This window comes from Aquidulcibacter paucihalophilus (genome assembly GCF_002105465.1).
In the GTDB taxonomy this organism is placed as follows: Bacteria; Pseudomonadota; Alphaproteobacteria; order Caulobacterales; family Aquidulcibacteraceae; genus Aquidulcibacter; species Aquidulcibacter paucihalophilus.
In genome coordinates this window covers 22169-43081 of sequence record NZ_NCSQ01000166.1, presented here as the reverse complement: position 1 = coordinate 43081, position 20913 = coordinate 22169, and the positions used below count along the sequence as shown (strand labels likewise).

Annotated in this window: 23 protein-coding genes; 13 read left to right on the top strand and 10 right to left on the bottom strand. The window is 57.8% G+C overall.

Going from position 1 to position 20913, the window contains the following annotated elements; all coding sequences use genetic code 11:
• Positions 1–95: 95 nt before the first annotated feature.
• The gene (gene putA, locus B7364_RS13705) at positions 96–3182 is read right to left on the bottom strand and encodes a bifunctional proline dehydrogenase/L-glutamate gamma-semialdehyde dehydrogenase PutA (protein WP_085340603.1); all 3087 of its coding nucleotides are present in this window, start codon (positions 3180–3182) and stop codon (positions 96–98) included.
• Positions 3183–3276: 94 nt separating this feature from the next.
• On the opposite strand from putA, the gene B7364_RS13700 reads away from it, so the two are divergent.
• A complete protein-coding gene (locus B7364_RS13700) occupies positions 3277–4365 on the top strand; it encodes a glycosyltransferase family 4 protein (protein WP_085340602.1) in 1089 nt (362 codons plus the stop codon).
• Here the strand turns inward: B7364_RS13700 and B7364_RS13695 are convergent.
• Positions 4362–4805 (bottom strand): YbgC/FadM family acyl-CoA thioesterase, encoded by a 444-nt coding sequence (locus tag B7364_RS13695; RefSeq protein WP_085340601.1) that lies wholly within the window; start codon positions 4803–4805, stop codon positions 4362–4364. The genes B7364_RS13700 and B7364_RS13695 overlap by 4 nt on opposite strands.
• Positions 4806–4886: 81 nt before the next feature.
• Positions 4887–5105: a 30S ribosomal protein S21 gene (gene rpsU, locus B7364_RS13690; RefSeq protein ID WP_085340600.1), complete on the bottom strand. Its 219-nt coding sequence runs from the start codon at positions 5103–5105 to the stop codon at positions 4887–4889.
• Between the two features lie 165 nt (positions 5106–5270).
• On the opposite strand from rpsU, the gene B7364_RS13685 reads away from it, so the two are divergent.
• Complete coding sequence (locus B7364_RS13685; RefSeq protein WP_085340599.1) at positions 5271–5960, top strand: COQ9 family protein; 690 nt, start codon at positions 5271–5273, stop codon at positions 5958–5960.
• On the opposite strand, the gene B7364_RS13680 is transcribed toward B7364_RS13685, so the two are convergent.
• Both B7364_RS13680 and purE read right to left on the bottom strand, forming a co-directional pair.
• On the bottom strand, positions 5945–7033 hold the full coding sequence (locus B7364_RS13680) for a 5-(carboxyamino)imidazole ribonucleotide synthase (RefSeq protein ID WP_085340598.1): 1089 nt from the start codon (positions 7031–7033) through the stop codon (positions 5945–5947). The genes B7364_RS13685 and B7364_RS13680 overlap by 16 nt on opposite strands.
• Positions 7030–7518: a 5-(carboxyamino)imidazole ribonucleotide mutase gene (gene purE / locus B7364_RS13675; protein WP_085340597.1), complete on the bottom strand. Its 489-nt coding sequence runs from the start codon at positions 7516–7518 to the stop codon at positions 7030–7032. Before purE ends, B7364_RS13680 begins: the two co-directional genes overlap by 4 nt.
• A gap of 270 nt (positions 7519–7788) precedes the next feature.
• Between purE and B7364_RS13670 the strand changes: the two genes are divergently transcribed.
• Positions 7789–8586, top strand: coding sequence for a GGDEF domain-containing protein (locus tag B7364_RS13670; protein WP_157893706.1), 798 nt, complete (start codon positions 7789–7791; stop codon positions 8584–8586).
• Here B7364_RS13670 and B7364_RS13665 read toward each other — a convergent pair whose 3' ends face one another.
• The gene (locus B7364_RS13665) at positions 8587–9036 is read right to left on the bottom strand and encodes a GNAT family N-acetyltransferase (protein ID WP_085340595.1); all 450 of its coding nucleotides are present in this window, start codon (positions 9034–9036) and stop codon (positions 8587–8589) included.
• Positions 9037–9059: 23 nt separating this feature from the next.
• Complete coding sequence (locus B7364_RS13660; RefSeq protein ID WP_085340594.1) at positions 9060–10346, bottom strand: penicillin-binding protein activator; 1287 nt, start codon at positions 10344–10346, stop codon at positions 9060–9062.
• Between B7364_RS13660 and rsmI the strand changes: the two genes are divergently transcribed.
• From rsmI to B7364_RS13635, 5 genes are all read left to right on the top strand, one after another.
• Positions 10345–11289: a 16S rRNA (cytidine(1402)-2'-O)-methyltransferase gene (rsmI, locus tag B7364_RS13655; protein WP_332835087.1), complete on the top strand. Its 945-nt coding sequence runs from the start codon at positions 10345–10347 to the stop codon at positions 11287–11289. The two genes, B7364_RS13660 and rsmI, sit on opposite strands and share 2 nt — an antisense overlap.
• Positions 11286–11717: a YraN family protein gene (locus B7364_RS13650; protein ID WP_085340592.1), complete on the top strand. Its 432-nt coding sequence runs from the start codon at positions 11286–11288 to the stop codon at positions 11715–11717. Before rsmI ends, B7364_RS13650 begins: the two co-directional genes overlap by 4 nt.
• Entirely contained in the window at positions 11714–12517 is an 804-nt protein-coding gene (locus B7364_RS13645) for a transglutaminase family protein (protein ID WP_085340591.1), read from the top strand. Before B7364_RS13650 ends, B7364_RS13645 begins: the two co-directional genes overlap by 4 nt.
• A 12-nt stretch (positions 12518–12529) precedes the next feature.
• A complete protein-coding gene (gene gshB / locus B7364_RS13640) occupies positions 12530–13495 on the top strand; it encodes a glutathione synthase (protein WP_269798784.1) in 966 nt (321 codons plus the stop codon).
• 144 nt (positions 13496–13639) lie between these two features.
• Positions 13640–15187 (top strand): YifB family Mg chelatase-like AAA ATPase, encoded by a 1548-nt coding sequence (locus B7364_RS13635; protein ID WP_085340589.1) that lies wholly within the window; start codon positions 13640–13642, stop codon positions 15185–15187.
• Here B7364_RS13635 and B7364_RS18420 read toward each other — a convergent pair.
• Both B7364_RS18420 and B7364_RS13630 read right to left on the bottom strand, forming a co-directional pair.
• Positions 15184–15318, bottom strand: coding sequence for a hypothetical protein (locus B7364_RS18420; protein WP_346383667.1), 135 nt, complete (start codon positions 15316–15318; stop codon positions 15184–15186). The two genes, B7364_RS13635 and B7364_RS18420, sit on opposite strands and share 4 nt — an antisense overlap.
• Before the next feature lie 117 nt (positions 15319–15435).
• Positions 15436–15648, bottom strand: a complete 213-nt coding sequence (locus B7364_RS13630) for a cold-shock protein (RefSeq protein ID WP_085340588.1) — start codon at positions 15646–15648, stop codon at positions 15436–15438.
• 279 nt (positions 15649–15927) lie between these two features.
• On the opposite strand from B7364_RS13630, the gene B7364_RS13625 reads away from it, so the two are divergent.
• The 5 genes from B7364_RS13625 to ruvB all read left to right on the top strand — a co-directional run bounded on the left by B7364_RS13625 (position 15928) and on the right by ruvB (position 19715).
• A complete protein-coding gene (locus B7364_RS13625) occupies positions 15928–16530 on the top strand; it encodes a nicotinate-nucleotide adenylyltransferase (protein ID WP_085340587.1) in 603 nt (200 codons plus the stop codon).
• Between the two features lie 37 nt (positions 16531–16567).
• The gene (locus tag B7364_RS13620; RefSeq protein WP_085340586.1) at positions 16568–17413 is read left to right on the top strand and encodes an L-histidine N(alpha)-methyltransferase; all 846 of its coding nucleotides are present in this window, start codon (positions 16568–16570) and stop codon (positions 17411–17413) included.
• Between the two features lie 81 nt (positions 17414–17494).
• Positions 17495–18007 carry a crossover junction endodeoxyribonuclease RuvC gene (gene ruvC / locus B7364_RS13615; protein WP_085340585.1) on the top strand — a complete coding sequence of 171 codons (513 nt, stop codon included), beginning with the start codon at positions 17495–17497 and terminating at the stop codon, positions 18005–18007.
• A complete protein-coding gene (gene ruvA, locus B7364_RS13610; protein WP_085340584.1) occupies positions 18004–18663 on the top strand; it encodes a Holliday junction branch migration protein RuvA in 660 nt (219 codons plus the stop codon). Before ruvC ends, ruvA begins: the two co-directional genes overlap by 4 nt.
• On the top strand, positions 18660–19715 hold the full coding sequence (ruvB, locus tag B7364_RS13605; protein WP_085340583.1) for a Holliday junction branch migration DNA helicase RuvB: 1056 nt from the start codon (positions 18660–18662) through the stop codon (positions 19713–19715). The genes ruvA and ruvB overlap by 4 nt, the downstream gene beginning before the upstream one ends.
• Here the strand turns inward: ruvB and B7364_RS13600 are convergent.
• Entirely contained in the window at positions 19712–20911 is a 1200-nt protein-coding gene (locus B7364_RS13600; RefSeq protein WP_085340582.1) for a CaiB/BaiF CoA transferase family protein, read from the bottom strand. The two genes, ruvB and B7364_RS13600, sit on opposite strands and share 4 nt — an antisense overlap.
• Between the last annotated feature and the right edge of the window lie 2 nt (positions 20912–20913).

Here is a 20913-nt window from a genome sequence, read left to right as displayed (position 1 = left end):
CGTGAGCTGCGAGCGGGGACCTCAGGGGACCTTGCGGCAAAAGGTCTGGGCCTCGGCCAAAGCCGTGCTGAATGGCAATCGTTAGGCTAGCCCCCTTACAGATTGAACAGGCGGGGGTCACCGCCTTGGGCGGCGCGGTTGATGGTTTTGGTGCGTTCGGTAGCGAAACGGTGGAGATAATGGGGACCGCCGGCTTTGGGGCCGGTGCCGGAGAGCCCCTCGCCGCCAAAGGGTTGAACGCCCACCACGGCACCGGTCATGGAGCGGTTGACATAGTAGTTTCCTGCAGGGACGGCTGCTTCCACCGCCTCAACAAAGCTGTCGAGACGGGTGTGACAGCCCAATGTCAGGCCATAGCCCTTGTGCGCGAGGGCTGCACCCACGGTTTCAATCGCTTCAGGATGATAGCGTATCACATGCAGAATGGGGCCGAACACTTCGGTTTCCAGAACATCCAAATGATCGATCTCCACCAGACATGGCCCATAGAAATGGCCCTTATCTGCCAGCGCACCAATATCGATTTTCTTCAAAATCTTAGCCTCTTGCGCCATGCGAGCTTCATGGGCTTCCAAAATGGCCCGCGCATCGGCATCAATCACAGGGCCAATATCGGTGGACAACTGGGCAGGATCGCCTAGCACCAATTCATCCATCGCCCCCATCAGGCAATCGAGCACCGCATCGGCGGTTTCATGCGGCAAAAATAAAAGGCGCAACGCCGAACACCGTTGCCCAGCCGAGCCAAAGGCTGAGAGGACAACATCATCCACCACTTGTTCTTTCAAAGCGGTGGTATCGACAAACATGGCGTTCAGGCCGCCCGTCTCTGCAATCAAAGGCACAATTGGGCCTTCCTTGTGCGCCAAGGTGCGGGCGATCAAGCGTGCGACGCTGGTAGAGCCGGTAAAGGCAATGCCAGCGATCTTTGGATTGCTGACCAGATGCGCTCCAAGGCGGCCATCGCCGAGAACCAAATGCAACACATCTTTCGGCACCCCGGCTTGATAGAGAAAAGCGCAGGCGGCTTGGGCGATTAAGGGGGTCTGTTCCGCAGGCTTGGCCACCACCGCATTGCCTGCGGCGAGCGCGGCAGAAACCTGGCCCATGAAAATCGCCAAGGGGAAGTTCCACGGGCTGATGCAGCCAAATACGCCCCGCCCGTGCAGCGACAGAACATTGGTCTCACCCGCTGGACTGGGCAGTTCCACCGGGGTTTGAAACTCTTGTGCGGCTTGAGCAGCATAATAGCGCAAGAAATCGATGGCTTCGCGCACTTCATCGATACAGTCCTGTAAGGTCTTGCCAGCCTCAGCTGAGCAAAGTGCCATCAGGCGGGCGCGGTCGGCCTCCATCAGATCGGCGGCACGCAAGAGGATCAGGCTTCTGGCATAGCCACCTAACCGATCCCAAGCAGGTTGGGCCAGATGCGCCTTTTCACAAGCGGCATCAAGGGCTTCAAGCCTTGTCTCTTCGACATAGCCGACCGTGACTTTATGGTTTTGGGGTGAGGTAATGGCAATTGTGCCTTGACCTTCGCTTATCTTGGCTTGGGTTTGGATGGCTTGCTCAAGAGCTGTGATATCGGGGGCCAGCGTTAGATCAAGGCCTTTGGAATTGGCGCGGGCGTCGCCATAAAGCGCAGGCGGGGCAGGCACTTTCAAATGCCGCCGTGCACCCGCTTCTAAGGCCGTCAACGGGTCGCCTGCCACGCGCTCCACTGGCACATCCTCATCCAAGAAGGCATGCACGAAACTGGTATTGGCTCCATTCTCCAGCAAGCGGCGAACCAGATAAGGAAGCAGGTCTTCATGGGCACCGACGGGGGCATAGACGCGCACATTCATTTCGCCAAAGAGGTCGCGCGCTGTAGCATAGAGCGTCTCGCCCATGCCGTGCAGACGTTGAAACTCATAAGAGTCTTGGCCAGCAGCCTGCGCCAAGCTGCGGACAGCGGCGAGTGTATGGGCATTGTGGGTGGCAAACTGACAATAGATGGCGTCCGGTGCCCGCAGCATCAGGTCTGCGCATGCTAGGTAAGACACATCGGTCGCGGGCTTGGTGGTATAGACCGGGAAATCCGGCCGACCAGCCATTTGCGCGCGCTTAATCTCGGCATCCCAATAGGCCCCTTTGACTAAGCGCGCCATGATCTTCCGCCCCGACGACCGGGCAATTGCTATCACCGTCTCGACTGTCTTGGGGGCGCGTTTCTGATAGGCCTGTATGGCAAGGCCAAGACCGTTCCAGCCAGCAAGCTCTGGCGCGTGGGCAAGGCGGTTAAGGATTTCAAGCGATAGGACGAGGCGATCGGCTTCTTCAGCATCCAAACAGAAGCCAATATCATAGTTTTTGGCGATCAAGGCGAGATTGAGGACGACGGGATAAAGGGTCTGATGCACCTGCTGGCGCTGGCGGGCTTCATAGCGGGGTGAGAGGGCGCTGAGCTTGACCGAAATGCCCGACGCCTTCACAGGCCCCATCCCATTGGAAGTTTTGCCCACCGCCTCAATCGCTTCGGCATAGGCTTTGGCATAGCGGGCTGCATCTTCTTGCGTGCGCGCCCCTTCCCCCAGCATATCAAACGAGAAGTGGCTGGCTTGTTGCTTGCGAATTGCGCCCTGGCCGCGCTTGATCGCCGCCTCAATCGTGCGGCCCAACACGAATTGCTCACCCATGATTCGCATGGCTTGGCCGACAGCAGCGCGGATGACAGGTTCGCCCGCTTTTCGGGTTAGGCGGTGCATGAAGGCACCTAAATCCTTGCGCGCTTCTGCCCCAACATCGACCACTTTGCCCGTCAGCATGAGCCCCCAGACCGAAGCATTGACCAATGTGCTGTCTGACTTGCCAGCCCGCCCACCCCAATCGCCGCTAGTGATTTTTTCCGCGATCAGGCGGTCAGCGGTTTCTTGATCCGGCACCCGCAAAAGCGCTTCAGCCAGACACATGAGGGCGAGGCCTTCGGGCGTCGTTAAGCCGAATTCTTCCAAAAAGGTCTCTAACATGCCAACGGGCGTGGCCCGCTCGCGTGCTTTGCGCACAATGGCCTGAGCGTCCATCAAGGCCTGCGATCGAACCGCGCCGCGCAAAGGGCTCGTGTCGATCAGGCCCTGCACCAAGGCAACTTCATCGCCATATTTGGTGGCATCCATGGCCTCTAAGTCTGTTTGGGTCAGCATGACGATCTTTCTTCAAGCGCAGGTGATGCAGGCCTTATTGGCCTTTTATGGCGGCACACTGTAAGGACACCACGGAAAAAACAAGGGCCTCTATATGCGCATCATGCTGGTAACAGACGCGTGGGAACCACAAGTCAATGGAGTCGTTCGGACGCTTTCGCGGACCGTGCAGGAATTACGCGAGATGGGCCATGATGTGATGATGGTTACGCCCAGCGATGGCTACAAAACCATTCCATTGCCGACCTATCCTGAAATCAAAATGGCCCTGTTTGCCAAGGATGATATTGAAGAGCGGTTTGAAGCGTTTGAACCCGAGGCGGTCCATATTGCGACTGAAGGTACCTTGGGCCTAACAGCGCGCCGCATTTGCATCCAACATCGATTTCCTTTCTCCACCTCTTACCACACCCAATATCCCGAATATGTCTCGGCGCGATTCCCAATCCCGGTAAGCTGGGGCTATGCCTATGTGCGCTGGTTCCACCATATGGCCGGCCGCGTGATGGTGGCCACGCCCACCATGCACGATCTTTTGGTCTCTCGCGGCTTTAAGAACTTGGCGATGTGGACACGTGGCGTGGATACTGAGCAATTTCACCCCCGCCTGCGGGCAGCTGATCGTGGACCTTTGGCTGGCATAGATGGGCCGATTTTCCTTTATGTTGGGCGGGTTTCGGTTGAAAAGAATGTCGAGGCCTTTCTGGCCTGTAACCTCAACGGCACCAAAGTCGTGGTCGGCGACGGCCCTGCGCGGGCAGACCTTGAAGCCCGTTTCCCCGAGGCTAAATTCCTCGGCGCAAAGTTCGGCAACGAACTTGCCGCTTGCTATGCCAATGCTGATGTCTTTGTTTTCCCAAGCTATACCGATACGTTCGGGCTGGTGATCTTAGAGGCCATGGCAACAGGTACCCCTGTGGCAGCCTTTATCGCGCCGGGCCCGAAAGACATTATCCCGGGCTCTAACGCGGGTGCCATTGGCGATGATTTGACCGCCAGCATTGAGGCGTGCTTGCACCTCGACCGCAAACAGGTTCGCGCCTATGCCGAAGGCTTTTCATGGCGCGCGTGTGCCGAGCAATTCCTTGAGAACCTTGACCCGCTTCCAGTCATGGAGCGCTATAAGGTTTGGAACCGGGTGAAAAATGCGTTGCGCCTGCGCCGCAAACGCAAACCAACCTAAGCCAGAAGATAGGGTGCCAACTGGGCTTCAAGTTCTTTGAACGGGCGCTTGGGTCGGCCCTGTAGATCAATCGTCACGGCCTCAACCGCTGCTGTCGCTATGACTTCCTCACCGCGAAAGATCGTCTGATTGATGATAAGACGTACGCCCTTGATGGCATCATACTGGGTTTGAACCACAAGACTATCGTCAATCCGGGCGGCCTTTTTGAACTTAACATCCATGCCGGTGATGGCAAAGGCCAAGGGCGGGTCGCGCTCGAGCAATTGGGTGTGGTGAATTCCGGCTAGCCGCAAAAAATCTGACCGCCCGCGCTCAAAATAGCGCAGATAATTGGCATGATAGACAATGCCCGACATGTCGGTATCTTCGTAATAGATCCGCACAGGCAGAAAATGGGTGCGGCCCTCAAAGCGGCCCGCGCTCGGTTGATCGTGCACGCATGTATCTCCCTAACAAGCACAAAAGCCGCCGCTAGGCGACCCCAGCGGCGGCTTATGAATTTAGTCAAGCCAAATGGCTTAGCGCTTCAGAACCAGGCCTTCGCGCTGCGCACGCTTGCGCTGCAGCTTGCGCATACGGCGCACGGCTTCGGCGTCTTCACGAGCACGCTTCTCAGAAGGTTTTTCAAAATGATTACGACGCTTCATTTCGCGGAAGGTGCCTTCACGCTGCATCTTCTTTTTCAGTGCTTTCAACGCCTGATCGACGTTGTTATCGCGCACAAGGATCTGAACCAGGGGAGCCCCCTATAAATTGGACGAACGACCAGAAAACTGGCCAAGTGAAAGTAGAGCGGGGGACATACAGAAATCAGTCCCAATTGTCCACCTCATGATGTCGAATCATGTCAGTTGCGAAAACAGCGATGGACCATAGGCGGTGCATGACCTATCTTAGGCCCTATGACTGTTTCCGCTGACCTCTCTAACCCGATTTCCCACCATGACCCGATCCAAGTGCTGCGGGATCGCTATCTTGATGCTGCCTTGGATGAGGCGAACTTTTCCGGCTGGCTGCCAAATGCACTAGAGCGCGCCCGTGTTGCGGCGAATTTGAGCGAGGGGGAGGCCTTGCTTGCCGCACCGCGCGGGGCCGTGGATTTGATTGATGCCTGGTTTGACCGGGCAGAGCGCGCAATGGAACGCGCCATTGAAGATTGTGCGCCAGGCACAAAAATTCGCGAAAAGGCGACCTTGGCGGTGCGTGTGCGGCTGGAGGCGCTGTCGACACATAAGGAAAGCCTGCGCCGCGCGGCCATCTATCTGGCGGCACCGAATAATGCCCCCGATGCAGTTAGGATAGGCTGGCGCGCGGCAGACCGGGCTTGGGTGGCAATGGGCGACCCGTCAACCGACTTCAACTATTATTCTAAGCGCACCATCCTTTCGGGCGTGCATCTGGCGACCTTGGCCTATTGGCTACAGGATGAGAGCGACGATAATGCCGCGACTTGGGCCTTTTTGGACAAGCAAATTAAGGGTGTAATGCAGTTTGAAAAAGTGAAAGCCCAGGTCAATCAGCTGGTCGATAAAATACCCGACCCCTTAGGCATTCTGACCCGCCTGCGCTATGGGCCTCAGCCTAAGCCGTAAAGACGGATCGCATGGCCCATTTTGCGGCCTTCGCGGATAGAGCGTTTGCCGTAGAGATGGACAAATGTATCGGGCTGACCAGATAGGTCGGCCCAAGCCTCCATATCCTTGCCAATCAGATTGGTCATCACGACCTGTGGTGCATGGCGCTGTGTCGAGGCCAAAGGCCAGTGGACGACAGCGCGAATATGCTGTTGGAACTGGTTGGCCGCACAGCCATCTTGGGTCCAATGGCCAGAATTATGGACACGCGGTGCAATTTCATTGACCACCAATTGGTCCCCACCCACAACAAAGAACTCCACAGCCAAGACTCCAATATGGTCTAGAGCTGCAGCAAGCTGGGCAGCAGCCGCTATCGCCTTGGTGGCGAGCCCGTCAGAAATTTGTGCCGGAACAGTAGAGGTATGCAATATCCCGCCTTGGTGGACATTTTCGGTCACATCATAGGCAGCAACACTGCCATCGATTGCGCGGGCTAGAATGACCGATACCTCGCGCTCAAAGGGCACAAAGCCCTCCAAAATCGCTGGCCTCCCACCCAAAGCGGCCCAAGCTTCAGCCACATCGGTTATCTGGCTTAAGCGGAATTGACCCTTGCCGTCATAGCCCAAGGTGCGGGTCTTCAAGATGGCCGGCAGGCCGATTGTCTCAACTCCGCGACCAAGATCTTCAAGGCTGTCACAGACGGCAAAAGGGGCCGTCTCAAGACCCAAGCTCTGGATGAATTGCTTTTCGACCAAGCGGTCTTGCGTCAATTGCAACGACTTCAGCCCAGGGCGGATGATGGCGCGTGCTTCCAAAAAGGCGAGCGAGGCGGCGGGCACATTTTCAAATTCGAAGGTCACCACGTCGACGCGATCGGCAAAGGCGGCCAGCGCTTCTTGATCGTCCCAAGCAGCCGTAAAGCATTTGGCGGCGACGCGCCCGGCGGGACAATCAGGCTCTGGCTCGTAAATCACGCAATCAAAGCCCAGTTCAGCTGCGGCTACCGCCAGCATACGGCCTAATTGTCCGCCCCCTAAAATGCCGATGGTCGAACCGGGGGCGAGGCGATCAGAGGCAGGTGTCATGCGCGCGGATCGTCCCCAACGGCTTCGGTTTGCGCCTCGCGCCACGCCGAAAGGCGCTCGGCCAAGGCATCATCGGTCAAGGCGAGAATGGAGGCAGCCAGCAAGGCGGCGTTTGCAGCCCCGGCCGGGCCAATCGCCAAGGTCCCCACTGGGATGCCCTTGGGCATTTGTACAATCGACAACAGACTGTCTTGCCCGGATAAAGCAGCTGAGCGGACAGGCACGCCAAGAACCGGCAATGTCGTCATCGCGGCCACCATGCCGGGCAAATGTGCAGCCCCGCCAGCACCGGCAATAATCACCTTCAGACCGCGGCCTTTGGCCTCTTTCGCATAAAGGCTCATTTTATCGGGGGTGCGGTGGGCAGAGACGACTTTGGCTTCATAGGGCACCGCCAAATCGTCGAGAATCTTGGCCGCCTCAATCATGGTTTCCCAATCCGAGCGGGAGCCCATAATCAATCCAATTTGCGGGTTAGAGGCCATCGACTGTGCTTTCCGACACTTGGGACGAAAACACTCAGCTTAAGCCTGCGCCTGCGTCACCATCCAAGAAAGCGGGGCTTCTAGTCGGAATGGGCGGGAAATGGAAGAGGTGATTGGAAATCAGTGCCTGTAAACATCTTGTTAACCAATCGCGCGCACAGCCTAAAGGCATAAATAATGGAACTTGCGCCCTTACCGCACAGGCTGCGGCATGCTATATCAAGCGGGAAATCGGGCCGTGTGCGGCGGCCAAGACAGGAGCGTTTGGCGGTGTCGTTTGCACAACATCAGTCTGATGAAAAGCCAAAAGCGACCTTGCCGTCCTTGCAGCCTAAATCGGTGCTGGAGCGTGCTACTCAAGCCGCCGCGGCCGCCAAACGTAACTCCACCGCTGAGGCCAGAGCCACCCCGCCCTCGTCAGCCTCGGCAGAGAGTCAGGCTGCAGAAAAGCCCATGATTCTGGGTATTCCACCACAAGAACTTACCCCCCTTGTGCGCCGTGCGCTGAAACATTTATCGGATCAGGTGGCAAGTCTTAAGTCTGATCGGGCGCGCTTGGTGGAACGGTTACGGCGCGCAGAGGAATTGGCAGACCGCGACACTTTGGTGCCGGTTTTTAACCGCCGTGCGTTTGAGCGTGAGTTGAACCGAGTGATTAGTTTTGCCCATCGCTATGAGGTGCAAGCGAGCCTCGTCTATTTTGACCTCGATGGTTTCAAACAGATCAACGACCGCTTTGGCCATCCTGCTGGTGATGCAATCCTTTTGGCTGTGGGGGAAACCTTGGCAGCGAACATCCGCGAGAGTGACTTGGTTGGCCGCGTCGGCGGGGATGAATTTGCCGTTATCTTAGCAAAAGCGGGCCCAGAAGACGCGCGAAAGAAGGGCGCACAATTGGCTGAAGCCATCTCGCGTACTGAGATCACCTATCAAGGCCACCGACTTCGCGTTGGCGCTGCCTATGGCTCTTATTGTTTTGAGTCAGATGATACGGGCGAGCGGGCCTTATCGCGGGCTGACGAGGCCATGTATGCCAATAAGGTTGGCCGCAAAATCCAAAGTCTCTGACTACAAATCCTTGATGTAATGGATAAAGCCAGCATGGCGTGCGACGCGGTCATACAGGCTGCGGCCGGGGGCATTGCTCTCATGCGTCAGCCAATAGACTCGGGCGGCATTTTGCGCACGCGCCGCATCGGCAACCGCTTCGATCAGTACCTCGCCCACCCCGCGCCGGCGCGCAGCGGGGAAGGTGAACAAGTCCTGCAGATAACAATAGGGCCCAATCGTCCAAGAAGACGGATGAAAGAGATAGTGGACCAAGCCCAAAACCTCATCACCCTCGACAGCCACAAGGCCATGTAGCGGACCATTGGGGTCCAACAGACGCTGCCACGTTGCTTCGGTCACTTCTGGCGAAAAATTACTGACCTTGTAGAAGCTCAAATAGCCGTGCCACAATTCTTCCCACACGGCGCGATCGTTAGCCTCAAGAGGTCGTACGCGAATATCACTCATGTTTCACCTTTGAAACCAACAGCTTACTTTGGAAACGCCTTGGGGGCGACTTGCACCACTTTGCTTCCGCGTGCAACGACTTCGTTGACAGCCATGCCGCGCTCAACCACGTGGTTTCTAAAGCGAAACAGGCCATCCACACCGATAAAACCGTCTTGGGCCTCAATAGCACGGGCAGAGGCCCCTGATTTATTGCCTTCGCGGGTCATGCGCGCCAACATGGCCGTTGCATCATAGCCCATGCCAGCCAGACGGGTTGGCCGGCGTTGATAAGCTTGGTTGAAGCGTTGCTCAAACGCGCTGCGGGCAGCCACATCGGGGGTAACAAACCATGCCCCAATCATGCGGCTATCATTCAACGTATCGGGATCATTCCACAGGCCAGTACCCAGATAACGGACTTGACGGGAACTCGCCCCAGATTGCCCGAGGGTTTGCACAATGGCGCGCAACATCGCACCGCGCTCTGGAATAAGAATAGCGGTCTCGCGGCTCGCGGTGCCGCCAGACACACGACCTGCGACCCGGCGCGACACTTCTAGGGCAGATGTCATGGTCGTTGACCGCGGATTATAGCGCTCATCGCCCATGAACTCGATACCAGCCGTCGCCGCAGCTTCGCGCGCTGCCGCCGCCACGCGGTCGCCATAGCGGCCTTCTGGGGCCAAAACCACCAGCCGTTTGACGCCTTGTTCGGCCGCATAGCGGACAATCTGACGAGCCTCATCCTCTGGCAGGAAGGTCAATACATAGATATCGCGACCAGCTTCAGACGTATCGGTAGAGAAGGAAAACATCGGCACATCATTGGCCCGCGCATAGGGCGCAATGGCTGAAACACCGCTGGCAAACAACGGGCCCAAAATGAAGTCTGCGCCGGACCGCATGGCATCGACCGCAGCATCGCGCGCCGACTCTGGCGTGTCGCCAGAATCCTTTGGAATGAGGAGCATAGAGGCATCACCATGCTCAAACAATGCCAGTTCAGCTGCACTTTGCAGGGTCTGCGCCTCATTGCGAATAGCTGGATTGTCGCTGCTAAATGGGGCCAGCAGCGCCACGCGGACAAGCTTGCGCCCAGCCATATGGGGCGGTGTCAGCTTGTTGGTCGCCTTGATCACATAGGGGTTGACCGGCTCTTGCACCACGGGCGGGGGCGGCGGAGGTGGCGGTGCTTTGGTTGTGGGTGTCGATGCGCATGACGCGAGCCCGAACAACATAGCTGCGCAAAGACTTGCGCCCAGCGCGCGTTTAAGGCTTGGTATCCCAGTCGGAAAGTATGAACCTTCTGCCGAAGAAATGGATGACATGGCCAACGCTACTCCCAATAACAGGCCTAAGTCTAAGCGTGAGGGCAGTCTGGTGCAATCGCACCAACTGGAAACGCCTATAAAAATGCTGTTAGAATCGGGGCTTTACCTTGTCGCAACACCCATTGGTAATTTGGGTGATTTCACCCCGCGGGGCGCAAAAACGTTGAGCGATTGTGATCTGATCCTGGCGGAAGATACACGTGTTACCAAGCGCTTAATGGGTTTGCATGGGATAAAGGGCAAAGTTGTGCGCTGTGATGAGTCCGCGACCGAAACGGGCCTGAAACACGCACTGAAGATTCTAGATCAGGGTGGTTCAGTTGCCTTCTGCTCGGACGCTGGCACACCGGGCGTCAGCGATCCGGGCGAACGTTTGGCCCGGGGCGTTATTGAGGCGGGATATAAGGTTCTGGCCGTGCCCGGGGCGTCTGCAGCTTTGGCAGCCTTGATTGTCTCGGGCTTGCCGTCCGCCCGGTTTTTCTTTGCCGGGTTCGCACCAGCGAAAGCGGGCGCGCGGGCGGATTTCTTCCATGAATTTGCAGCTATCCCCGCCACCTTGATCTTTTACGAGACAGGGCCGCGCTTGGCTGAAAGCCTTGCGAACATGGCGAAGATATTTGGCAACCGCCCTGCCTGTGTCGCGCGCGAACTGACCAAGCTCTATGAAGAAACCCGCCGCGGGACCTTGTCGGACTTGGCAGCACATTATGGTCAGACCGATGCACCGCGGGGCGAAATTGTGGTCGTGGTCGGCGGGAAAAGCCAGGAAAGCCAGGAAGCCGAGGCAATTGATCTGGATGCGGCATTGGAAGAAGCCTTGGCCCGCCTCAGCGTCAAGGATGCAGCCGCAGCCGTTGCCCTTCAGACCGGGATAGCACGCCGCGATGTCTATAGCCGCGCTCTCGCTTTGGCGGCGGCGCGCAAGCAGGCTGTGTCATGAACCTAACCCGGCGCGCCCTTGCCGAGCGCTCTGGCCGCTGGGCCGAGACTTGGGCTGCCTTTGTACTGCAGCTGAAAGGTTACGCGATTTTGGGGCGGCGCGTGCAGACTCCCGCGGGCGAGATTGATCTGATTGCGCGGCGCGGGGATGTGTTAGCCTTTATCGAAGTTAAAATGCGCCGAGATGAAATTGATCCGGCGGAGGTCCTACGTCCTCGGCAAATGTCGCGCATTGTGCGCGCCGCAACAGGCTGGACCGCACGACGTGAATGGACCCAACACTTCACGTGGCGCTATGATCTCATGGTCGTCACCCGCTGGCGTTGGCCCAAACATGTGCGCGATGCGTGGCGGCCAGAAGTGGACCCGATGTTGAGCAGGCACAGCCCATTCGGCAATGTGATTTCCTTTCGGGCGCGGCGCAAATGATCCCCAGGACCCGCCTCGATGCAGAAAGTGCCCTAAAAGTCTGTGCCAGCATGCCGGCAGATCGCTTTGACTTGACCGCCTGTGCACTGGCTTGCGCCATTCATGAAAGCCCCGATCGTGATGTGTCAGAAGCGTTGAAGGTTCTCGATCAATTGACAGCCTTGGCCCAACATCGAAAGCCGCAATCGGCGCTGGCACTCACCCAATTGATCTTTGGCGAAATGGGGTTTGCGGGTTCAACCAAGGACTTTGATGATCCGGGCAATGCCGATTTAATCAGTATTTTGAACGCACGCGCCGGCTTGCCCGTTGGCTTGGGTGTGATCTGGCGTCATGTCGCTCGCCTGTCTCATGCGGCCCTCTATGGGGTTGATACCCCGGGGCATTTCCTCTTGCGTCTCGAGGCGACCGATGGGCCTATCTTCATCGACCCGCTCGCAGGTGGTGCGATTGTGGATGAGCTGGGTCTATCTGAGATCGCCAGTCGAGTTGGGATCAAGGCCTTGAGCGAGGCGATGCTCGCCCCCGTATCGGATCGGGTGATGGCGGTGCGCCTGCAGACCAATTTAGCGGCGCGGGCGCGGGCCTCGGGCCAGATTGAGGCGTGGATGCGGGCAGCCTATCGCCGCGCTTTACTGGCCCCAGACAATTATCAAGTTGCGCTCGACTATTCCCAAGCTGCAGAAGCCGCCGGACAAATTCATATAGCCCTTGAATGGGCGCAGCGGGCAAGCCAACTTCAAGGCTACACCCAAGCTGATCGCGATAGAACTCAAACTCTGCGCCAGAAGCTCAATTAGCGAGTACATCCTGTGTCTGATTCCCCTGTCTCAAAGCTCCTTCGTATTGCCATCCAGATGGACCCGATTGAGCACGTCAATATTGACGGCGATACGACCTTTGCCATGGCTGAAGAAGCGCAGAACCGCGGGCATGAGATTTTTGTCTATCAGGTCGACACTTTGAGCTGGCAGGAGGGCAAGGTTACCGCCCGCGCCAAGCCCGCTAAAGTCCAACGCGTAAAGGGCGACCATGTCAGCCTCGGCGACGAAGTCATTCTGGATTTGGCCGAGGATGTCGACGTTGTCCTGATGCGGCAAGATCCGCCCTTTGACATGAGCTATATCACCGCCGCGCATCTGCTTGAATTCTTGAAGGGCAAGACACTGGTGGTCAATGACCCGTTTTGGGTGCGGTCGAGCCCTGAAAAGATCGTCCCGCTTCTGTTTCCCGACTTAATGCCGCCGACCTTGGTCTCGCGCGATGTTGCAACCATCAAGGCGTTTCAGGCTGAGCATAAGGACATTGTGGTCAAGCCCTTGTATGGCAATGCCGGTGCCGCGGTGTTCCGGATCAAGCCTGAAGATGGCAATCTCGGCGCCCTACTCGACTTGTTTTTCACCACAAGCCGCGACCCGATCATGGTGCAGGCCTTTGTGCCAGGCGTATTTGACGGTGATAAGCGCATCATCTTGATCGATGGCGAGCCGGTTGGGGGCATTAATCGGGTGCCTAAGGGCAATGATATTCGTTCGAACTTGGCTGTGGGTGGGACGGCCCATCCCGTTGAGTTGAGTGAAGTTGATCTCGCAATTTGCCGCGCCATTGGCCCAACGCTGAGGGATAGGGGGCTTTTATTCGTGGGAATCGACGTGATTGCCGGGCGATTGACGGAGATCAATGTGACCTCTCCGACCGGTGCTTTAGCCCTCAAAGCTTTTTCGGGCGTCAATGCTGTTTCCCTGATGTGGGACGCGATCAGCCGCAAATTGAATTAGAGCTTACTCTGTGGTAATCAAATTGTTCACAGCCTATCAAGGTTGAGGATCACAATCTAGCGTCGAAAATATCCTTTTGTTCGTTGTCTGTTCGATATATGTTCTGATTTCGGGTTGGAATGTGGATAATTCGGAAGCGAAACAATGGTTGCTCGATTGGTTACATGGGCCTTTGATGGGGCCGAGGCGCGCAGAGTAGATGTACAAGTCCAAATAACGGACGCTGGGGCCAACCCCTATTTCTCCATTGTCGGTTTGGCAGACAAGGCTGTTGCCGAGAGTCGGGAGCGTGTGCGTTCGGCTTTTGCCGCCATCGGCCTCTCAATTCCATCCAAGCGCGTGCTGGTGAATCTAGCTCCGGCTGACCTTCCCAAGGAAGGATCCCATTATCACGCGCCCATCGCTGTAGCGCTTTTAACGGCCATGGGTGTTCTGCCGTCAGACGCGCTAGATGGCCTCGCCGTATTGGGTGAGTTGGGGTTGGACGGAGATTGGCAACCCATTGTTGGCGCTTTGCCAGCGGCCATGGCCTCCCATGGGGAAGATTTGACCTTGGTTTGTCCAGCCGCTTCTGCTGCCGAAGCGGCGTGGTCAGGTGGGCGCGTGATTGGGGTGTCGAGCCTGATGGGCTTTATCAACCACGTTCGCGGAGCGCGGCCCCTAGAACTTGCCGTGCCCGGTGCCCTCCTCGAGGCACCGCCCGTGGCGGATTTGAAAGATGTACGCGGCCAAGAACAGGCCAAACGGGCGCTAGAGATTACCGCTGCAGGGGGGCATAATTTATTGCTGGTTGGCCCGCCAGGGGCTGGCAAATCCATGCTGGCCCAGCGCCTACCCGGCCTTTTGCCACCCTTAAACGCGCGAGAACTGTTAGAAGTTTCCATGGTCCATTCCGTGGCGGGCATGCTAGAGCGCGGCTCACTTACCCGGTCACGGCCCTTCCGCGCACCCCACCATTCCGCCAGCATGGCAGCTTTGACCGGCGGTGGCCTGCGTGCCAAGCCGGGCGAAGTCTCGCTGGCCCATCACGGGGTCTTGTTTCTCGATGAATTGCCCGAGTTTTCGGCCCAAGCCCTCGATGCCCTGCGTCAGCCTTTGGAAACCGGTGAAGTGGTGGTTGCACGCGCCAATCGGCACGTCACCTATCCTGCTCGATTTCAACTGGTTGCAGCCATGAACCCGTGCCGTTGTGGAGCTGCAGCCGGGCGGACATGTGGGAAGGCCCCGCGCTGTATGGTCAGCTATCAATCGCGCATATCAGGGCCCTTCCTTGACCGGATTGATCTGCAAATCGACATCCCCGCCGTGACGGCTGCCGACTTGGCTCTGCCCGCGAGTTCCGAGGGCACTCACGAGGCTGCTGCCCGTGTGGCACGTGCCAGAGCCGCCCAAGCAGAACGCTATGAGAATGATGGGCTGGCAATGGCCACCAATGCGGTTGCCAGCGGCGCTGTGCTGGACCGGGTTGCGGCCCCGGATGGACCGGGTCGGGATTTGTTGGGAAAAGCCGCAGAGGCGCTGCGTCTATCGGCGCGCGCCTATCATCGCACCTTAAAAGTAGCCCGCACGATCGCAGACCTTGATGGCGCAGACGGTGTAAAGCGGATTCATGTCGCAGAAGCTTTGGCGTATCGTCGGGTGGAGCCTAATCCTGCGCAACCGGTCTCAACACCCAGTTTCCAAAGGCTTTAGCGTTTGCCCATCGGGACTTTGTCGGCCGTGGTCGCACCCTTAGAGAACAGAGGGGTCGGCGCTTCGGTCTTGGATTTTTCCGCCTTTGGCTTGCGGATTTCCTTATTACTTTTTTTCTGTCCCTTAGCCATTGGGTACTCACTTTAAGGATGGTGTAGAGGGACGAGATCTCAGGCTGCGGCCAATGCCAAGGCACCGGCCGCATCCAAGGGGGCTAAAGCATCTGGCTTCTAACAGAAGCCAAGAGCTTACGCGCGATCTTGCAGGTTTTCGGCAGACATTTTGCCGCTCTTGCGATCTGCCACGAGGTCATAGCTGACCTTTTGGCCGTCGCGCAGGTCGCTCATGCCCGAGCGTTCCACTGCACTGATGTGGACGAAGGCATCAGGGCCGCCGTCATCAGGAGCGATAAAGCCAAAGCCTTTTTGGCCATTAAACCATTTTACTGTTCCGGTAGTCATTAGCGTAGTTCCGTTCATAGAGAATTAGATGCCTGCACGTGCAGGCATTTTGGCGTCGACATTTCAGGAGGTATTTTTGAGAGCAGCGCCGAAGATCTCAGCGAACAGACAAGCATAGACCCGTCATTAGACATGTGCCCTATGCGCCCTTCTTACCCAATAAGCAAGCGGTTTCGGCCTGAAGCTGGTTCGCGCCTACGTCCCAGCTAAAGCAGCAATCTATCCTCAATCTGAGCATAACCCCTTCCCCTATGCCGGACTCTCCCGTAATCGTGGCCCATGCGATACGCGCTACAAGCGCCGCGAGGGATGAAGGTCGGGCTCCTCGGTGGTTCTTTTGATCCTGCCCATTCTGGCCATGCCCACGTGGCCGAGACAGCCCGTGCCCGGCTGGGCCTGACGTGTGTCTGGTGGCTGGTATCGCCGCAAAACCCGCTAAAGCCAAAATCCACACCCTTGGAACGCAGGCTCGCCTCTGCGCGAAGTGTGGCGCGCGGTCCGAACAATATTGTCACCGATATTGAGACCCGCCTAAAAACCCAATTCACCATCGACACGCTCCGGGCCCTAAAACGACGTTATCCCGGCGTGCATTTTGTCTGGCTGATGGGGGCCGACAATTTAAGTGGGTTTGAGCGCTGGCGCGGCTGGCAGGATATTGCGCGCTTGGTGCCGATCTGTGTTGTGTCGCGCCCAGGGGCTGGACCGCGCGCCCGGCTTGGGCGGTTGGCACAACGCTTCCCCCACGCACGGCTGAACTTGGTCAATGCCATGGCCTGTCCAAGTGCTGTACCACCGGCCTGGGTCTATATACCCGCCCGTTGGAATCCCCTATCCTCCACAGCGCTTCGGGCAAGTGGTGCTGGTCTGTCCGCTGTGTGAGTTAGTTTGAAGATTATTCCCTGAGGTTTGTGAGTCCATGTTTGAAGATTTGGTCCGGCACCACCAACAGGGTCTGCTGGCTGGCGAACGAAGTTTCGCGATTGCGCTTGGGCTGGCTAACCCTGCTTCCCATGTCGAGCGGGCAGAGCGCGAAGTCCTTGATCGTATCCTGCCGCACATCGCCACCTTGGTTGGGCCTGCTGCCCGCCTGATCGACTGCGGGCCATTTACGGGTTTGCGGACCGCCCAAACTTTAGCGACATTGGAACGCCCAAAGGCGATTGTCTTGATGAATCGCGAGATCGACCCACGGGTCTTCGATACCCTGCAAGCGAAAGATACGACTGCAGAAATCAGCGTGGCACCGGCAAGTGCCAACCCGGCAAATTGGGACTTACCGGCGATCGGGTCAGGCACAACACTCGCCATCATCTCTGGCGGCGGATTGGGCTTTTTGACGGCGGAGGAGCGAAAGGAACTGTTTCACGGCGCTTCACTGACGCTGACAAGCGATGACTTCCTGCTGGTCACAATCGAATTAGCCCAAGATGCCGCAATGGTCGAAGCCGCCTATCAAGAATTTGGCCAATCTTTGGTGCGCACCTGCCTAACCCGTTTGGGTAAAAGCCATGGCTTTGAAGCCCGCGTTTTCCATCAAGCTGCCAGTCAACAGGTTCAGTTTGGGGCTGTGGCCCAGAAGGATGCCAGTATCCAGTGGCAAGATGCAGGCTGCGGCTTTAAGCTTGGCGACTGGCTGGCCATGGGTGCCGCACAGCAATTTACCACCGAAACGCTCGCCCACGAAGTTGCTGGTTTTGAGGTCCATCAGACGTGGCGCGCCAACGACGGGCGGATTGAAGTGATGCTGTTGAAGAAAAAATAGCATCGCTTTATTGTTCTGGTTATGTTCTGTTAAGGTACCCTGGTGCACGAAGGCTGCGATTCGCTTTACGGAACGAAAGACATGTCACTTCAAACGATCCTTCTGGGCATTGATCCCGGTCTCCAACGCACCGGCTGGGGCGTCATTGCGTGCGAAGGTGCCCGTATTTCATGGGTCGCCCATGGCGTGATCGCACCCGCCACAAAACTGCCTTTGACAGAGCGTTTGGGCGCGCTTGCCAGCGGCATCAAAGACGTGCTTGATTTCTACAACCCGACCGAAGCAGCGGTTGAAGAGGTGTTCATGGCGAAGAATGCGCAATCGGCTTTATTGCTCGGCCACGCCCGTGGCGCGACCCTGTCGGTTTTGGCGCAACACCATGTTGCCGTGACGGAGTATGCAACCCGCCATATCAAAAAGGCGCTAGTCGGAACTGGCGGGGCGGAGAAGGAGCAAGTGGCCTTCATGGTTCGCCGTCTCTTGCCGCAATCGGGGGCGGTTTCCGCCGATGCCGCCGATGCTTTGGCCGCCGCCATCTGCCATGCAGCAGAGCGGCGCAGCCCCAGCAACCACCTAATGGCTGCTAAAGGATGATAGGCTCGCTGAAAGGCATAGTGGCCGCAACGGGCGAAGATCGCGCTTTGATCGAAGTCGGGGGTGTGGGCTATTTGGTTTTTGCCGGAACACGGACGTTGTCGCGTCTCGGCCAAGGGGCTGCGGTCCATGTCTTCATCGAGACGCAAGTGCGCGAAGATTCATTGAAGCTTTATGGCTTTCTATCTGATGCTGAGCGGGCTTGGTTTGCCAAATTACAAGAGATTAGCGGTGTTGGGGCCAAAGTGGCGCTGTCGATTTTGGACGTTCTTTCGCCCAATCAATTAATGGAGGCCGCAGCCCTTGAAGATAAGGTCAGCATTGCGCGAGCCAACGGCGTCGGCCCAAAGCTTGCTGCCCGCATTGCTACCGAACTGAAAGGCCGCCCACCGCCAGCCAGTCTGATGGGGCAAACTGGAACCTCTGGCTTTAGCGAAGGCGGTGCGCCGCTTTCTGCCGAACCCCAAGCCCAGACCACACAGGTTCAAGAAGGCCCTGCTTTGGCCGACCGCTCGCAAGCCATTTCAGCCCTTCTCAACCTCGGCATTGCCCAGCCCGAGGCCTTGCGCGCTGTGGCCCAAGCCAGCCGCAGCCTTGGTGAGGAGGCTAGTGTGGGTGCGCTGGTGAAGGCGGCCTTGAAGGAGATTGGCCGATGAATCAGCCAGAAGATGGCCTCAGCGGGGAACGCCTGATCTCGTCGGAATTGCGCGTGGGCGACACGCTAGACCGCGCGCTGCGCCCCTCTGGCTTTGACGAATTTGTCGGCCAAACAGAACTTAAGGCCAATCTTGAAATCTTTGTCCGCGCCGCCAAAGGGCGCGGCGATGCCATGGATCATTTGTTGTTGTTTGGCCCACCGGGCTTGGGCAAAACAACTTTAGCCCAGATTACCGCCCGCGAATTGGGCGTAAACCTCAAGACGACATCGGGACCTGTGATCGCCAAGGCAGGCGATCTGGCGGCCCTCCTGACCAATCTTGAACCGCGAGATGTCCTGTTCATCGACGAGATTCACCGACTGTCCGCGGCGGTTGAAGAAATTCTCTACCCAGCGATGGAAGATTACGCCCTCGATCTCGTCATTGGCGAAGGCCCCTCCGCCCGATCAATCCGCATCGATTTGTCGCCCTTTACCTTGGTGGGCGCGACGACGAGGGCGGGCCTGCTGTCCACGCCGCTGCGCGACCGATTTGGCATCGTCTCCCGCCTCGATTTTTATAGCGTGGCCGATCTGGAAATGATCTTGCGGCGCGCGGCTGGAAAATTGGGTGCGCCATTGACACCAGATGGGGCGACTGAGATTGCGCGCCGCGCGCGTGGCACGCCCCGCATCGCGGTGCGCTTGTTGCGACGCGTCCGGGACTTTGCTGATGCCTTGAGCAGCCCCTTGGACGCCCAGACCGCCGCCCATGGCCTTGCCCGCCTCGACATTGATCCAGACGGCCTCGACATGCTCGACCGCCGCTATTTGCGGGCCTTGGTTGAGACTTATGGCGGGGGTCCCGTGGGCGTGGAGACCTTGGCGGCGGCCATCTCCGAAGCCCGCGACGGGGTGGAAGATGTCATTGAGCCCTATCTGATGCAGCAGGGCTTTATCATGCGCACGCCGCGTGGGCGGGTTGCTGCCGCCCGGGCCTACCAGCTCTTTGGCCTGCCGGAGCCAAAGGCACCACCGCAACCTGGCTTGTTTGACGATTCAGCGCGTTAGATCACCCCTGCGCCCTTGAGCGACGCAATCGTATCCTCATCATAGCCCAAAAGAGTGGCAAGAACTTCGGTGGTATGGCTGCCAAGCTCTGGCCCCGTCCAACGCACATTGCCTGGTGTGCCGGACAGCTTGGGGAAGACATTCGGCATGGGGAACGGCCCCAGTTCTGGATGTTCCACCGTCACAATCGCTTCGCGCGCAGCGAAATGGGGGTCGGCCAACATGTCGGGCGCGCGATAGATGCGGCCACACGGCACGCCATGGGCCTCGCAGACCGCCTCTAGTTCCACACAGGTCATGTTCAGGGTCCAAGCGCTGATCAAGGCATCGAGTTTTGCTTGGTTTTCGCCACGGGCGACATGGGTCAAAAAGCGCGGGTCATCGGCCAGTTCGGGCTGACCCATGGCTTCGGCCAAGCGCCGCCATACCGTGTCTTGATTGGCGGCAAGGATCAGCATGCCGTCGCTGGCTGGATAGATGTTCGATGGTGCGATTTTGGGCAAGAAAGAGCCTGTCCGTTCCCGGATATAGCCGCCAAAATGATAGTCAGGCACGAGGCTTTCCATCATGGCAAAGCAGGCCTCATAAATCGCCGAATCGACGATCTGGCCGCGCCCCGTAGTGCGTCTGTGTTCAAGGGCGGCCAAAGCCCCAATGGCGGCATAGGTGGCGGCCAGACTGTCGCCAATCGAGATCCCGGCCCGCGATGGCATCCGGTCAGGCTCGCCCATCACATAGCGCAGACCACCCATCGCCTCGCCAACACTGGCATAGCCTGCCTTGTGACTATTGGGCCCGGTCTGGCCATAGCCGGACACGCGAATCATGATGAGGCCAGGATTAAGGGCGGATAAAGCGTCATAGCCTAAGCCCCATTTTTCCAAAGTTCCGGGTCGGAAGTTCTCAAGGAGAAAGTCCGCCTCCTTGACCAAATCCTTCAAGACGGCTTGGCCAGCTTCCTTTCGCAAATCCAGCGTGATGCACTTTTTATTGCGAGCAACAATGGGGAACCAAACCCCATGGCCATCCTTTTTGACCGTGCCCCATTCGCGCAGAGGGTCGCCTTGGCCAGGGGGCTCAACCTTGATGACTTCGGCCCCGAGGTCGCCCAAGATTTGTCCGCAAAAGGGCCCGGCAAGCAGAACCCCTAATTCGATTACCCGCAAACCTTTGAGGGGGCCAGTTGCTTCCGACATGG